The 16,355-nt window shown below is 41.1% G+C and carries 9 protein-coding genes; 7 read left to right on the top strand and 2 right to left on the bottom strand.

The window, feature by feature from the left end:
• Positions 1-80: 80 nt before the first annotated feature.
• Positions 81-965 carry a DUF4382 domain-containing protein gene (locus QZ576_RS11990; protein WP_297097459.1) on the bottom strand — a complete coding sequence of 295 codons (885 nt, stop codon included), beginning with the start codon at positions 963-965 and terminating at the stop codon, positions 81-83.
• 136 nt (positions 966-1,101) lie between these two features.
• Between QZ576_RS11990 and QZ576_RS11985 the strand changes: the two genes are divergently transcribed.
• The 5 genes from QZ576_RS11985 to QZ576_RS11965 all read left to right on the top strand — a co-directional run bounded on the left by QZ576_RS11985 (position 1,102) and on the right by QZ576_RS11965 (position 14,214).
• Positions 1,102-1,626 (top strand): sigma-70 family RNA polymerase sigma factor, encoded by a 525-nt coding sequence (locus QZ576_RS11985; protein WP_297097457.1) that lies wholly within the window; start codon positions 1,102-1,104, stop codon positions 1,624-1,626.
• Positions 1,627-1,676: 50 nt separating this feature from the next.
• Complete coding sequence (locus QZ576_RS11980) at positions 1,677-2,594, top strand: FecR family protein (protein WP_297097455.1); 918 nt, start codon at positions 1,677-1,679, stop codon at positions 2,592-2,594.
• Positions 2,581-5,100, top strand: a complete 2,520-nt coding sequence (locus QZ576_RS11975) for a TonB-dependent receptor plug domain-containing protein (RefSeq protein ID WP_297097453.1) — start codon at positions 2,581-2,583, stop codon at positions 5,098-5,100. The genes QZ576_RS11980 and QZ576_RS11975 overlap by 14 nt, the downstream gene beginning before the upstream one ends.
• 162 nt (positions 5,101-5,262) lie before the next feature.
• The gene (locus QZ576_RS11970) at positions 5,263-6,876 is read left to right on the top strand and encodes a tetratricopeptide repeat protein (RefSeq protein WP_297097450.1); all 1,614 of its coding nucleotides are present in this window, start codon (positions 5,263-5,265) and stop codon (positions 6,874-6,876) included.
• Between the two features lie 249 nt (positions 6,877-7,125).
• Positions 7,126-14,214, top strand: a complete 7,089-nt coding sequence (locus QZ576_RS11965; RefSeq protein WP_297097448.1) for a S8 family serine peptidase — start codon at positions 7,126-7,128, stop codon at positions 14,212-14,214.
• 130 nt (positions 14,215-14,344) lie between these two features.
• Here the strand turns inward: QZ576_RS11965 and QZ576_RS11960 are convergent, their stop codons facing one another.
• Entirely contained in the window at positions 14,345-14,653 is a 309-nt protein-coding gene (locus QZ576_RS11960; RefSeq protein ID WP_297097445.1) for a YdhR family protein, read from the bottom strand.
• 217 nt (positions 14,654-14,870) lie between these two features.
• Between QZ576_RS11960 and QZ576_RS11955 the strand changes: the two genes are divergently transcribed.
• Together QZ576_RS11955 and QZ576_RS11950 are read left to right on the top strand one after the other, a co-directional pair.
• Positions 14,871-15,341 carry a hypothetical protein gene (locus tag QZ576_RS11955; RefSeq protein ID WP_297097443.1) on the top strand — a complete coding sequence of 157 codons (471 nt, stop codon included), beginning with the start codon at positions 14,871-14,873 and terminating at the stop codon, positions 15,339-15,341.
• 229 nt (positions 15,342-15,570) lie between these two features.
• Complete coding sequence (locus QZ576_RS11950) at positions 15,571-16,272, top strand: peroxiredoxin (protein ID WP_297097441.1); 702 nt, start codon at positions 15,571-15,573, stop codon at positions 16,270-16,272.
• Positions 16,273-16,355 lie beyond the last annotated feature (83 nt).

Below are 16,355 nucleotides of genomic sequence, written 5' to 3'. Positions count from 1 at the left end.
CAAAGTCTTGAAACAATGTCTAAAAAGACTTAAAGAGTTTCAATATATAAAACCGAATTGATGATCTTGTTTTTCTTCTTTTATTCTTCCTCTGCAGTTAATACCGCATTTAATTTGGTTGTATTTTCTACGGTTATTTCAACACCTTCTTCACGCGAAGTGTTATAGCCTTCTTTTTCAAATTCAACATCGAATATTCCGGCCTCAATTCCAATTATTTTATAATCGCCGTTTTCTTCTGTAAACGAGGTGGTATAAAGCGTGTCGGCCGCATAAACCGAAACCTGCGCTCCTTCAATCGGGCTGTCCTCTTCATCGGTAACCGTACCTTTTAATATTCCTGTTGTTGATGGAGTGGTTGCTTTTATTACCGGTTTAAAAAGAAAACCCTTTATTCCGGCCGGCGTTTTTGTATTCCCCTGAACAACAAACGATTTACTTACGTCGAAGTCAAGCAGAATCTCTTCTGTTGATGTACTGTCGATGTCAATTGCCGGATTGATTTTTACTTTAATACCGCTTTGTGATCCACTCGGAATTTTTAAATCGAAAACCGTTGAGTCGGTCAGCATAACACTTGCCGAGTCAATGTACAAACGAATTTCATTGTATGTTCCGGCTTCAATAGCGGTGTCGGCCAAAATTGCTGAAACTCCATTCGTCAGATCAAGAAGATTAAACGATTGTTCCTCTTCAGATACCGTAATGAACGCATTTTCAAGCTGATCGTCGATTTCGTGAATCTCAATTTTGCTAATGCTAACATTGGCTTCCGCAACCAAATCGGTAGGGAACGGAGCATCGGTTAAGCGAATAACCAGTTCTCCCGATTTTACTACCGGGTCAGTAGGATCAGGACCAATTTCTTCGTGTACATATTCTTCCTGACACGCCGAAAAAACTACAATTACCACCGCAAATGCAGCAATAATTAAAGTTGTAAACCATGTTCTTTTCCTGTTCATAATATTTTGTTATTCAATTCTGTTGTCCGACTTTCGAAAATAAAACAGATGGTTTCCCATTTCTCCTACCTGAGTTTTTGTTTTTTTTTATATTCGTGTAACAGAAGTTGTAAAATTCCAGTGTAAATTATTGACAGTGAGCAAAAAGAAAAACCTTGAAAAAGTTTGTAAAGAAAAGGTCTTCAAAGACTTGTTCATGGCGTATTCGAAAGATTTACACGATTTCCTGTATTATAAATTTGGTGAAAATAGTGCCCCGCAAGACATTGTGCAGATCGCCTTTCAAAAACTTTGGGAGAATTGTGCCGATGTTTCGCCCGAAAAAGCAAAGTCGTATTTGTTTACCGTGGCCAATAACGAAATGCTGAATGCTATTTCGCGCAGAAAAACAGTGCTGAATTATCGTCAGCAAAAACCAAAGGAATATACGGTTGAGTCGCCCGAGTTTTTGCTGGAAGAAAAGGAATATAACGATCGTTTGCAAAAGGCAATCGGGGAATTAACGGAAGAGCAGCGGGTAACATTTTTGCTAAACCGCATTGAAGGGAAAAAGCACCAGGAAATTGCCGAGATGTTGGGAATTTCGCGCAAAGCAGTTGAAAAACGAATATATACGGCCTTGAGAATTTTGCAGGAGAAAGTGGAACTGCGAAAAATTTAGCAAAACTAAGGTAGGAAATTGGTATATTAATCTGTTTATTAATTGAAACAATGGATAAAAGCGATAAAATAAGGAAGTGGCTGAACGGCGAAGTGTCGGATTCGGAGCAGAAGGAATTTCAGGCTTCGGAGGAGTTTGCTGAATTGTCGCGGCTAATGAACGCTGTGGATAATTTTGCTGCCCCGCCTTACGATGCTGAAAAGGAATTCGAAAAGCTGGCCAAAACCACCATTGAAAATAAGCCGGTAATTTCGCTGTATCAAAAATTAAGCTCGGTAATCCGTATTGCTGCAGTCCTTGTTTTTGTTGTATTGGCCGGTTACTTTGTTTACGATCTCACCAGCCAATCTGCTAATAATAAAGCTTGGATAGCCGAGCAAACCGAGGTTTATCTTCCCGATTCTTCATTTGTTTTACTGAATGCCGATTCGAAGATCCGTTTTGCCGAGTCGGGTTGGGAAAACAAACGAAATGTGGAATTGCAGGGCGATGCATTTTTCCGCGTGAAAAAAGGATCGCAGTTTAATGTAAAAACCAAACAGGGAAAAGTTACCGTTTTAGGAACCGAGTTTGAAGTAAAAGACCGGACCGATTTTTACGAAGTTACCTGTTACAGTGGTTCGGTTAAAGTGCTTGCTAATGAGCATTCTGTTGTTTTAAAACCCAATGATGTATTTCGAATCATCGATAATAAAAACGAAAATTACACTATTGCGAATAAAACTGAGCCTGATTGGTTAAATGGCGAAAGCAGCTTTAAAAGTGTTCCGCTAAAATTTGTTGTTGATGAGTTGGAAAGACAATACCAGGTGTCGGTTTCGGCTAAAGATATCGACCTCGACCAGTTGTTTACCGGAAGTTTTTCGCATAAAAATCTTGAAATTGCTTTGGAGTCGATTACATTTCCTGTTAATTTGGATTACGAGATTAACGGAAATAAAATTGACCTGACGATTGAAAGCAACTAAAACCCTGCTTATCCTATATTTTCTGCTTGTTTTGGTGAGTATAAAGTCTTTTGCTCAACATTCGAAACAAGAACCACTTGATCAGTTTCTGCATCGTATGGAGGCGAAATATGATGTTGTATTTACTTATGCCGACGAAAATATTAGCGGCATTGCGGTGAATATCGTATCTGCTGATTTGTCGCTCGAAGCATGTTTAAAGGAACTGGAGAAGCAAACAGAATTGGTTTTCCGGCAGCTTAATAACAGGTATATTGCCATTCAAAATAAATCTGCTGAAATTTGGGTTTCGGGTCAAATTCGCGATGGAGGAACAAAGGAACTCCTCGAAGGTGCGTATGTTTATACTTCGGGCAGTTATGCTTTGAGCGATGCAAATGGTAAGTTTTCAATAAAAGTAAATCAGAAAAAGGATTCGGCAATTGTAATCCGACATACCGGGTACAAGCTTTATTATCTGGGAGAAGATGACTGGTTGGACGATGCATCAATTGTAGACCTGGCACCTGAACTGCATGAAATTGCAGAGGTGGTGATAAACTACATTGCCAAAGGTTTGGACAAACTGCCGGATGGATCGATACAAATGAATGTAAAAAACCTGGAAGCGTTACCCGGGCTGGCTGAACCCGATGTTTTGCATACGGTGCAGGTACTTCCCGGAATTCAAAGTATAAACGAAACGGTTGCCGAAATAAATACGCGGGGTGGAACAAACGACCAAAGCCTGGTTTTGTGGGATGGCGTGAAAATGTATCAAACAGGGCACTTTTTTGGTTTAATCTCGGCATTTAACTCGCACCTAATCAATCAAACACGGATTGTAAAAAATGGTGCCAACGCCTATTATGATGAAGGAATTTCGGGAATTATCGATATGAAACAGCAGGATTTGCTGTTAAACAAGCTGGAGGTAGAAACGGGGCTGAATATGGTGAGCGGAGATATTATTTTTAAAGCTCCGATAACAAAAAAGATATCTGTGATTGCCGGCTTTCGTCATTCGATAAACAACCTGTTTTTAACCCCAACTTATAAAAGTTATTACGAGCGCGCGTTTGAAGATACCGAGGTGTTGTTAAACCTGCAGAAAACAGATAAGTCGATCGATAAATTCCAGGACTTTTCGTTTTACGATATCAGCGGTAAACTGCTGTATGATGTAACTGAAAAGGATAAAATTCGGCTCAGTTTTTTGAAGATCGATAATAATATCGCATACGAAGAAAGTGGCCTTTCGGGAGCTGCCTTGCAAAGTCGAAAAAGTAGTCTCGGGCAATCGAGTTATCTGGCTAATCTCAATTCTTCTCACGATTGGAATGAGAATAATTCAACGGCGCTTTCTGCATACATGTCTCATTACCTGCTAGATGGTGACAATATATCGGATGTTGAAAATGAGACACATTTGCAGGAGAACGAAGTTACGGACTGGGGTGTAAAACTGGATTCGAAAAATACGATCAGTCCAAAATTTTTATTGCGAAGCGGCCTGCAGTTTAAGGAAGTCGGTATCAGGAATCTGGATAATATTCGCGATCCGGGTTACTTCCGCGATGCGAAAGATGTACTTCGGATACAAAGTTTGTATGCCGAGGCAGAAAGTAAAAAACGGCTGGGTAAATTGTATCTGCGTGCCGGATTGCGTGCCAATTATTATTCGAAATTCGAAAAGTTTACCTTCGATCCTTCGATTGTTTTAAATTACAAGTTGAATGAGGCCTTTTCGCTGGAACTTTTAACCGAGCGAAAAAGTCAGCACACTACGCAGCAGATCGATTATCAAACCGATTTTCTTGGTGTTGAAAAACGCCGCTGGGTGTTAGCCAACGAAAACAGTGTGCCACTTTTAACCAGCGAACAATTGTCATTTGGGGTGCTATACAACCGCAATAATCTTTTGATGTCGTTGGAGGGGTACAAGAAAAAAGTGGAGGGGATAATTACGCCGAGTCAGGGTTTTCAGAATCAATACCAATCGGTGCATGCCATTGGCGAGTATAATACCTACGGCGTTGAATTATTGGTGAATAAACGATTCGCCAATACCAACCTCTGGACGAATTGTACGCTGGCCAAAAACGATTATAATTTTCCGGATTTTAACCCATCCGTTTTTCCGAATAATTTCGATATCCGGCATTTGGTATCGTTAGGTGGGACTTATACATTTCGGCAATTTGAAATGTCGGGTGGATTTAACTACCGAACCGGGAAACCGTTTACAAAACCGGCTCAGAATAGGCTAAGTGAAAACAATGAAATTGTGTATGAAGATGCCAACGCTTCCCGTCTTGATGAATACATTCGTTTTGATGTTTCGGCCAAGTACAATTTTACCGTGAAAGCGGTGAATGGCGAGGTAGGTTTTTCGGTGTGGAATCTCTTCGATCGCGACAATATTATCAATGTTTACTACCTGGTAAACGAGAACAATGAGATTGAACAAATAACACAGCATGCCCTCGGAATTACTCCAAATTTCAATTTTCGGTTGCGATTTTGAAAACCAGAGATTAGCTAAGTTGTTTAAATACAGTAGGGTGGTGAATATTATTTCTGCTTTGTTTTTTGTTTAATTAAGATATTTCGGAGACCGGACAATTTCAGGATAACTATATTTGCGGCAAATTCGTAAGTATTGTTCCGGATAAAATAGAGAGAAAAAATGAATAAAATTGTATGCTTGTTATTGATGCTACTTTTTTCGTTTTCGCTCAAGGCACAAAATGATGGGGAGTTTCGTACGCTTTTGCAAGAACTTCAGCAGGCTAATGATGATGCCACCAGAACCGAGATTCTAATTGAACTTTCGAGACAAACCCGCTCACAAAACCTATCAGAAAGTTTGAGTTATGCGCAACAGGCGTTAACTACCTCTGAAGAAGTAGGTGATCCGCTTTTAACTGCACAGGCCCACAATAATATGGGGATAATTTTATATCACATTGGTGTTTACGACAGGTCTTTAGAGCATTTTCTTGAAAGCAAAAAAATATATGAAAATACCGGCGAGGATAACCTCCTGATTGGGCAAATCAATAACATTTGCGGAGTACATTTGCAATTAGAGGAGTACGACAAAGCCTGGAATTTATACCAGGAACTGTTTGAAAAACAGAACGAATTGCTGGCGCGGGGCGACTCTTCGAATCTGTCACAAATGCATGTTTTTTATAACAGCATGGGAATTATCAGTGAAAAGCGGGGAGAGCTGAAAAAGGCACAGTCGTTTTTTGAAATGGCGGTTGAGAATGCGTCGGAATATAATTACGAAAACCGGCTGGCTTCGATCTATAATTCGATGGCAGAAAATTATTTTCGCCTAAATCAGGAAGATGAAGCGCTGCAAACGCTGCAGCTAGCTGTAAAATATAGCCAGGAATTTGATGACATGATCGAATTGTCACGAGCAAACCGGCAAATCGCTCAGTATCTTTATGAGAAAAACAAGATAGAAGAGGCGCTGACAAAAGCCTTGCAAAGTCTGCAGGCCGCAGAAAAAACAAAGTCGTTTGTACTGGAAAGTGAAGCGTATTATTTGTTGTACGAGATTGAACAAAGCGCAGGAAACTTCTCCGATGCACTTGATTATTATAAAAATTATACCACCCGTCAGGATAGTATTTTTAACGAAAAAACTGTTCAGGAAATCACACGCCTGGAAATGACGCATGAGTTTGAAAAAGAGCAGGAACAGTACAAGAGCCAAAACGCGCGAATAAAACTGATTTATGGAGTAATAATCCTGGGACTGCTACTTGGTCTCATCATTTTTGTGTTGTATTTCAGGCTGAATAAAAGCAAAGACAAAGGTGCGTACTTGGCGATGAAAACACTGGAAAAAGATCTGGAATTACGCGAAAGAGAACTGGTAATGAAAGAACTTTATCTGGTGGAGAAAAACCAAATTCTGAAAAAGGTAATAAAGCAATTGTCGGATGTGAAGGGTAAAGCAAAGTCGGAAGTTAAAGCGATACTTGAAGATTCCACCAAGTCGTTAAAGGCAAGTTTGAACAGTTCGGTTTGGGAAGAATTTGAAACCAGGTACCAGCAGGTGCACGAAGGTTTTTATGAAAAAATACGCGAACGATTTCCAGAATTGTCGCCAACCGAAGAAAAATTATGTGCTTTATTAAGGCTCGGAATGTCGTCGAAAGAAATTGCCGAACTTACCCAACAAAGTGTAAAAAGTGTTGAAGTAGCCCGTTCGAGACTGCGAAAAAAGCTAAATCTTACCAATACCAATGTTAATTTAAGTACATTCCTTGCCAATTTGTAAACGAACTTCTTACCCCTGTTATCTTTTCCTTTTTTTTCCTCAAAATATAAGGCTACAATCCGCGTAAGTTCCACTTGTTTAGGTATTTGTAAATATGTGAGAATATTTTATGTCATCGCGATAATTTCGTATGAGTGGTATTGTTATGGTCGTTTTTTAGGTTGTAGTGCACAAGCTAAGGGGCATCTTATACAATAATATCTCCTGAGTTTGATATTTGTGTTCCATAAAATCTAAAAAATTCTAAAAATGCGAAATTGCTACATTTCTAAGAAAATTACTTTTCTTTTCCTGATGCTGTTTTTGGTATCGGGGAAATTGTTTGCACAAGAGCCGGATGCCAGTCCGGTAAAAGGCGTTATCCGGGTGAAATTAACCCAGGAGGCTGCGCTGCAAATGGAGGGGCACTCGGATGGTTCTCAGTTAAATCCACTTCAAACCTCTATTCACGGGTTTAACATCCTGAACAAAGAATACAACGCAACAAGCATGAAACCCGTTTTTCATGTTGCTGGAAAATTTGCTGAACGTCAACGCAAGTATGGTTTGCATTTGTGGTACGAGATCAATATCGACAGCACCACAAATTTAAACGATGCACTTTCGAAATACGGTGATCTGGAAGCGATTGAATCAGCCGAATCAAAGAACCACTATTTCAGTTTCTCTGATGGCGAAATGGTTGAAGCTTCTGCAACATCAGAAAGAACTTTAGATGAAAAACCCAACGACCCGCTGCTTTATGCACAGTGGCATTACGAAAATACAGGTCAAACCGGTGGTACTCCGGGTGCCGATATTAACCTGATAAAAGCATGGAAACTTGAAGCCGGAAATCCGGATGTGGTGGTTGCAGTTATCGATGGTGGTGTAGATTACCAGCACGAAGATCTGGCTGCTAATATGTGGACTAACGAAGACGAAATTCCTGGTAACGGAATTGATGACGATAACAATGGTTACATCGATGATTTTTATGGATGGAACTTTGTAATGGGTGTTCCAACCATTGTGCCACATGAACACGGCACGCACGTTGCCGGAACTATTGCTGCTGTAAACAACAATGGTAAAGGTGTGGCTGGTGTAGCTGGCGGAAGTGGCAACGGCGATGGTGTTCGCATTATGTCGTGCCAGGTGTTTAGTTCACTTCCCGGAGAAACGGATGAGTACGCCGGTGGTTTTGAAGAGGCTTTTATTTACGCCGCTGATAATGGTGCCACTATCTCGAATAACTCATGGGGTGGAGGTGCTCCAAGCCAGGTAATGCTGGATGCCATCAACTATTACATTGATAATGCTGGTATCGACGAAAACGGAAATTCAACAGGTCCGGTACAAGGTGGTGGACTGCCAATTTTTGCTGCAGGTAACTTCGCAAGCTACAGCGACTATATTGGTTTGCCACGTGCTGCTTATCCGTCTCAGTACGATCTTGGAATTTCGGTGGCCAACACCAATCACTACGATATGAAATCAACCTCGTCGTATTTTAGCGAGGTAGTAGATATTTCTGCCCCCGGCGACCAGATTTATTCAACTTTGCCGGGCAACCGCTACGGAGGTCCGCACTGGGGAGGAACTTCAATGGCATCGCCGCATGTTACAGGTGTAGCTGCACTTATTGCATCAAAATATGCATATCACATTACAACTGATGAAATCACAGAACGTTTGTTAAGCACGGCTAAAGACATTGAGGCTCTTAATCCATCGTTTGCCGGCTATTTGGGTAAAGGTCGTTTGGATGCCTACGCCGCATTGGTTGATGATCCCGGTACGGTTCCGGCAATTGAAGATTGGGGTTTTTACAGTATCGATGAAAACACCTTTCACATTGGTTGGATGCTGGTAAAAAACATTCAGGATATCACCATCACTGATTACGAAATTATGGTAGCAGCCGGCGAAATTACCGATACTACTTTCTTCAAATCAACTGCAACTGTTACTCCTTTTCATTCGGCAGCCAGATATTCATTCGACCAGTTTTATATCGAGAATCTGGAGCCGGGAACTACTTATACAATAGCTGTTCGCGCCAAAGACCGTTTTGGTAATGTTTCAGGTCTTTCTGAACTGTTTACGGCGACAACCTGGAAAGCTGCCGATGTGGAACTGCTTTCAAACGATACGTTGGAAGTAAATATCGACGTTCAGGAAAGTACATTGGGCTACGACAGTTATTCGTTTCAGAATAAAGGTGAGGCTTACTCGCGTTACGATTGGTTAGTAAAAGGTTACGAAACATTGGAGCTAAAATCGGCCGAGACTTTGCCTTCGACATACGGATTCCGTTTGGCCATGCAAGAATTAAGCGATGGTGGCGAAATTAGTATTGGAATGTATGCCAGCCCTAGCTGGAACGAAGAAACGCCAAGCTATAGTTTCACCGACTCGGTAAATCACGAAGATCTAAGCACGCCAGATGTAATGGTTGGCCCCGGAACATTGAGTTATGCGCAGGAAACTACATTTGAAAGCTGGATGTATGCCAACAAATTTGTGGCCGATCATGATATGACTTTGTCTCATATGGGAGCATACATTGCAACAGAAATGTATGATGGATCAGAATTCGGTTTTTCTATTCATGTTGGAGGTGAAGATTACCCTGCAGGCGAACCGGTGGCTTCAACCGGAAGCTACATAAGTGGTTACCGCGACGGTGGCTGGTATTACACTACACTTTCGCGAAATGTTTCGGTGAATGCAGGAGATATTTTCTGGGTAACCGTAACAGCACCGCGAGGAATTTACTTGCCAATCGGGGCTAAAAATGCAACAGAATCGAGCTATCTGCGTAAAGACAAAAGTTTTGCCCGTGTAGCTCCTGAACAAAACTACATGACCGATATAGGTTCGGTTTTTGGCAAGTACCTGATGATTCGTGCATACGAGTCGGTGCGCAACAGCAGTTTGGTACGATTTACTCCTAAAAACGGCGATATTCAACCCGATTCAGTTCAGAAGGTTGACATTGAAGTAAACGGAAATTATTTCGATAACGGTACTCACCTTGTTGAACTGGTAATGAAACACGACGATCCTAAAAAAGGAGCACTATCGAAATTTGTAAAAGTAAATATTAGTGGGCAGCAGCCTAAGTTGGAGACCAACCTGAGTTCGGTTGATTTTGGTACTCAGTTTTTCGGAACTACCGAAAGTATTGAGCTGGAGCTGATGAATAAAGGTAAAGGAAATCTGAAAAACATTAACCTTAGCGGGCTGAACAGCGACTACGTTACTGTTTATCCAACGTCAATTCCTGAATTGAAAGCCGGGCACAAAACTGTTGTTACTTTAACAACCAAAAAACAAACTGCCGCGGCTAATTATCAGGGCGCATTATCCATTACCAGCGACGATGGTCAGTTACAGATTCCGGTACTGGCAAACTTTATTGAAGGCCCGGTTTTCGAAGCTCCTGCATCGATGGAATGGTTAGGCGAAAACGCCCGACTGTCAGGCGATATTATCGATACCACCATTGTTATTCGCAACGTTGGAACATATCCTGCAAATTTCAGTATTTCAGCTTACAGTTACATTCAGAATATTTCTCCCGAAAACGGAGTTATCCTTGCCAACGATAGTGTGATCATTCATCTTACTGTTGATTTAACCGACCGTTCGGCGTCGAACTCATCGAATACAACAATGACTGTTAATTACGATGGAAATCAACGTTTGAGTATTCCTTTCAAAGTTGAAATTCTGGGCGATCCGGAGATCACAGTCGACACCAATTCGCTTGAGTTTGGAAGTTTTGTAGCGGGCAGTGGAATTACTGCGGCAAGAACATTTACAGTGACCAACACCGGAACAGCAAGCGCTTATTACACACTCGACAAACCGTCTGCACCATTTTCAAACAGCGATTATGTTAGTGCATATTCATCAATATCTGCCGGAAGCAGCAAAACATTTACGGTTGACTTTGCTCCGCAGACTGTTGGAACATTCACCGATCAAATTGTTTTCAATCTGCTAACAGAGCGCAGTGGTGCGGTAGTTGAATCGTATGTTGTTAGCCTAAACGGAACAGGAGATACTTCTCCTGAAGCCAGTTACAATTTCGCAGGTGATTTTAGCAAAGACACACTGGCTTATGGCGATAATTTGGGTAAATCGGCCAATATCACCATTAGTAATAACGGATCGGAGAAAGACCTGAACTGGTCAGTTTCAGCTCCGGGATTTATTACCATCGACGGTAAAAAAGCAGAAGCCGATGGTTTTGATAATGGATATGGCTACTCGTACAATTACGCCGATTACGAATGGATCGAAATTTCGGAGACCGGAACTTCTTTGGCCGATTATTTTGCAAATTCAAGTCAGCGTTCGGTTACCTTCAGTTTCGATGGATTCGAATTCCCTTATTTCGGTGATGAATACACATCGCTTACTATTGCTCGTAACGGATGGTTTAGTTTCGATCCTGCACCGGGATCGTATTTTGGAAGCTCTTCGCACGATCTTCCAAACAGCTCAACTGGCACAAGCTATGCAAATGCTGTAGTTGCTCCGTTTTGGGTGAGCAGCGGGGCCCTTTTAGGCGACGATTCTGATCTGTTGATCTATGAAACCGAAGAATATGTTGTGCTTCAGTGGAACCACACTGGTTACTACTATCGCGGTTATGGTGGCGATTTCACTTTCCAGGCTGTTCTGTATCCTAATGGCGATTTCAAATTCCAGTACAAAGCGATGGAAACTACCGGAGAAAACTACCTGCCGTATTACCGTGTAGGATTTGAAGGTCCGCTTGGAATTTACGGTTTAACAGAGAACGAAGATTACAGATACGGGCATGCGGCCTACGAGGGAAAAGCAATAATGATTCAGCCGCCACTTTCTGGTACTCTTGCCGCTGGCGAATCGAAAAATATTCAATTGCAATACACATCTGAAGGTTTAGAGGTTGGCGATTACACCGGAAAAGTAAATGTGTTGACGAACGACGTTAATAATTCAACTAAAGTTATTGATGTGGCACTTTCAGTCACCGGCGAATCAAATGTTTCGATCAACCGCGAAGAACTTGTTTTTGATGACGTAACATATTTACCTGCAAATCCGCTAACCGGAACAGAAACACTCTTGTTGGTCAACAACGGAAGCAAACCTGCAAAACTGACTTCAGTAGAAATTACAGGTGCAAATCCTGAGGTTTTCTCTACTGACTTGACAGTGAATTCTGAAGTTCCTGCTTTCGATACTGTTGCTTTCGAGGTCGTTTTCACTGCTGAAAATGCAGCAGCCAACACGGCTGATCTGATCCTGACTTTTGATGATGGCACTGAGCTAAACGTTACCCTATCAGGAGACGCAGTTCTTCCTCCGGTATTCGCGTACGATCTGTTGGAGACACTCGATAACGATACCATGAAACTGGTTGTTAACGAGAACGAGCAGAACAATTTCCGTATTCAGTTGGCTAACCAGGGAACTGAAAGTGCATTGAATTACTCTATTACAATGGGAATTCTGCGTCAGGGATGGGGAACCAACGGAATTAGCGAAGCAAGCGAAACCTGCGAAGTATTTGCTGATTCGTTGAACTACGATATACCGGGCGAGCCAATGGGATTGTACGGCAATGGAGGAGAAGCTAAAGTTAGCACAGCCACTTTGTTTACAGTAACACAACCTGAAGGATTCACGCTAACACATATCCGTGATTACTTCAAACGTGGCGAAACAACTGCTCCATACGTGATCCGAATTCTGAAAGGAAACGATCTGAGTACTGCAGAAACAATCTACTCGGAAGAGTATTTTACCGACAAAACTGAGTTTGGCTTGTATACTATTCCGCTTTCTCAATCATTCTACTTCGAGCAGGGAAGCCAGTTTTTTGTGGTAATCGATTTCCCAATGGAAATGCAATCGCTGTTTGGATTCGATTTCAACTCACCAAGTACCGAAGGAAAATACTGGATATCATACGACGGATCGACAACATGGGAAGAGCTGCCTTTTACTTATACCTACAAAACACACGCGCTTTCTTCGCATCCGGGACAATGGCTTACTATTGACCCACGAACTGGAGCTATCGAAGCCGGCGCTACTCAAAATGTTGACATCACAGTGGATGCTTCATTGTTCGAAGCCCGTTCGTACCAAGCACGAATGAGTATTACGCACAACGATCCAACGCAGAAAAATCTAAACGTTCCAGTATTGTTGAGAATTAACTCTGCGCCGGTAATGGAGTTGCCGGATACACTAACACTTACCGAAGGTGAAGTTAAAGTGTTGGAAATTCCAGTTACTGATCCTGAAGGAGATGCAGTTGTTTCGGTAGAAGAAACTGCGGCGGTTGCATTTGCCGCAAGCAATTTTGCAAATGGAATCCTGACAGTAACTTTATCGCCTGATTATTCTGCCTCAGGAACATATACACTGGCATACAAAGTTGCTGATGAGTATGGTGCGGCCAAAGAATATACTTGCGAAGTAACGGTTGAAAATACTAACCGTGCGCCAGAGGTCGTAACCGATTTGAGCGACCAAACGCTCCACATTAATTACGATTACCGTTTTAATTTTGGAGAGTTGTTTGCCGATCCTGATGGTGATTTGTTAACCTATTCGATTACCACTGAAGTTGATGGTGTTGTTGAAATTTTCACCATGAATTCAGAAGCCATTATCGTTCCGTTAGGAAAACACATGGAGACGATGTTGCACATTATAGCAACAGATATTTATGGTGAAACTGCCGAAACAAACTTCATGGTTTCAACCAAACCCGGAAAGCAAACCTGGGTACCAAATGTTTGGAATCCGAACGCAATGGTGATCGAGGCCGGAACTCTGTACGAAGAAGTATTTGGTGTTACTATTACAAAATCGGCAGAAGTTGTGGAGAGTTACATTGCTGAAGGACCAGACTTTGTATCGGCAAGATTAAATGGCAAAGATATCGTACTCGAGATGGATCCTGATCAGTATGTTGAAGGCGAATATTACATCAGCCTAGCAACTAAAGATGCTGATAACAACACGATTTATCACGAGGTTAAAGTTGATGTCTTAAAATCGGGTAATACAGTAACTGATATCGACGATTTGAATGATAAACCTGAAATAAATGTTTATCCGAATCCGGCAACTGAATTTATCCGCATCAGTGGATTGAATAGCAATAGCAAGCAAACAGTGCGTATTTTCAATAGTCAGGGAGCTGTTGTTTACAGCGAACAATTGAACGCATTGAATAACGACATTTTCGAATACAACGTTTCTGAGTTGAACTCAGGAACCTATCATATTCAAATTATTACAGACATTGATGTTGTGAGTAAAACCTTCGTTAAATTGTAACAGGTTAGTTTTTAAGTTTGTTAAAGCCGTCGGAGTTATCCGGCGGCTTTTTTTGTTTTTAATTTCCTGAGTCTTTTTCCTTTGAGGTATCGAAAAACAGACCAGAATCCTTTTGAGTTTGGGAAATCATTTAATCTCTTAATTCAAAAAGGATATCAATAATTTCAACCGAAGGCGGTTCAATCACTTTATAAGCTTTCCCGATGGTTTGGGCTAATTCTGATTGCCGAAATTCGTTCAATGATTCATGCGAATCCCAAATGTAAACCCCACCAAATTCGCCGGGAGCCTCCAATTTTACGTAGTACTTTTGAACGATGCCGGGGATGGCTTTAAATTGAGGTGCTCTGTCGTGAGCTACCTGTAGCAATTCTTCTTCGGTTAAAGTTGTTTTTAACCGAACAAATTGCATTACTGTTCCTTTCTTTTTGTCATTCATAGCTTTTGTTTTATTTGTTCCGATGGTGTTTTTCCCAAAACGGCAGGCTGTAACAGCATCTGTTTGTTAGTATAAATTCAACAATTGGATTCCAGTGTTGGTTTATGGGGATCATCTGGACAGTGTTAGTATTATGTGAATGTAAGTATTGTTATTACCAACTTTTTTCTAAATTCACTCGTAATAAAAAGCAATTATACCAAAAGCGCTACCAGTCATGAAACACACATTTATTATCCTGTTACTAGCTGTTTTGTTTTCGTGTTCTTCTACCGGAAAATTAACCGATGAAGTGTTTAATTACACTTTAATCGGGAAAAGTGAAATGGAAATTTATACCCGGTTGGGAAAGCCTGAAAGAGTAGTTCCCATTGCCGATGGTGGTAAAGAATTGATTTACGAATTTTACGGGAGGGATGTAACTTTGGTGCCCAATAAATCTCCTGTTGTTATTAATTCGCCCGGTGCACAATCTAATTTCCGTTCGCCGAACTGGGACAACTCGAATCTTACAACGTCGCCCGAATACACCGCCTACAATCGAAATGTAACTTACCTGAAAGTAATGTTCGATAAAACAGGCAAGAGTTACCGTTTTGAACAAAACTTGTCGCGCGAGCAGCAGGAAATGTTTTATGAAAGTTTTAAACGATACATGCCAGACGAGGAGCAATCCCAAAGAAAATAAGTATCAATAGGTAGTGGGATCTTTCTCATTTCGTTGTAAGCCGTTTTTATCAATTTTATTCTCCTATTCGCGCCATTATTCAAAATTATTCACATGGTTTTTAAACTTTTTAAATGAACTAACGTTTAAAAAGAGTATATTTAAATGCACATAAGATTGATATGAATTTAGTGTGTCAAATGAATTGTTGATTCGATTTAGAATTATAAAACCATATAAATTAACGATTATGGCATGTGTAAATGGCGTGAAGCCACTGAAAAAAAAGAAGAAAACAGAAAATCTAGTTGAAAATTTAAAAACGGAGGAAAAACCAATGAGTGCAACTATGGTAAGGCAGTTAATGCCGGAATTTGAAATGGAAGCGTACGATGCAAAAACCGGTCATTTCAAATCAGTAAAAAGTGAAGATTATAAGGACAAATGGACAGTGGTATGTTTCTATCCTGCCGATTTTACCTTTGTGTGTCCAACCGAAATTGCGGCAATGAATGCGCATTACGATGAATTTCAGGAACTGGGAGTAGAGCTCTTGCCGGTGTCTGTCGACTCAAAATTCTCTCACAAAAGATTTGTAGAAACAGAACCGATTCTGAAAGGTTTGAAACTTACAATTGGAGCCGACACTACTCAGGAAGTTAGTCGTGCATTTGGTGTTTTAATTGAAGAAGAAGGAGTTGCTCTTCGAGGACGTTTCCTGTTCAATCCTGATGGTGTTTGTGTGGCACAGGAAGTTCAGGCTGATTCTGTTGGTAGAAATGTAATTGAGTTTATCAGACAAATTAAGGCCTGGCAGCATGCGAGTAAAACCGGCGAAGTATGTCCGGCAGGATGGAGACCGGGTAAGAAAACACTTCCGGTGAATACCGATGTAGAAAAAATGACAGGTAAAGTAGGAGACTACATTACGCTGGAGGAAATACTGAGTTAAACAATAAAAGGAGTTTATGGAATTAAGGTGCTGTGAAATTTTTCATATCACCTTTTTTCATTTCAGGACCTATGTGAAACAGA

The organism is uncultured Draconibacterium sp. (assembly GCF_913060805.1).
Taxonomy (GTDB): Bacteria; Bacteroidota; Bacteroidia; order Bacteroidales; family Prolixibacteraceae; genus Draconibacterium.
Note: the sequence above shows the minus strand (reverse complement) of the source record. Positions and strands in the feature narration are given on the sequence as shown.

Excerpts from the sequence above, each read along its gene's own strand:
- QZ576_RS11990 (WP_297097459.1), bottom strand. The coding sequence starts at position 965 with ATGAACAGGAAAAGAACATGGTTTACAACTTTAATTATTGCTGCATTT.
- QZ576_RS11980 (WP_297097455.1), top strand. The coding sequence starts at position 1,677 with ATGGATAAAAGCGATAAAATAAGGAAGTGGCTGAACGGCGAAGTGTCG.
- QZ576_RS11970 (WP_297097450.1), top strand. The coding sequence starts at position 5,263 with ATGAATAAAATTGTATGCTTGTTATTGATGCTACTTTTTTCGTTTTCG.
- QZ576_RS11965 (WP_297097448.1), top strand. The coding sequence starts at position 7,126 with ATGCGAAATTGCTACATTTCTAAGAAAATTACTTTTCTTTTCCTGATG.
- QZ576_RS11960 (WP_297097445.1), bottom strand. The coding sequence starts at position 14,653 with ATGAATGACAAAAAGAAAGGAACAGTAATGCAATTTGTTCGGTTAAAA.
- QZ576_RS11955 (WP_297097443.1), top strand. The coding sequence starts at position 14,871 with ATGAAACACACATTTATTATCCTGTTACTAGCTGTTTTGTTTTCGTGT.
- QZ576_RS11950 (WP_297097441.1), top strand. The coding sequence starts at position 15,571 with ATGGCATGTGTAAATGGCGTGAAGCCACTGAAAAAAAAGAAGAAAACA.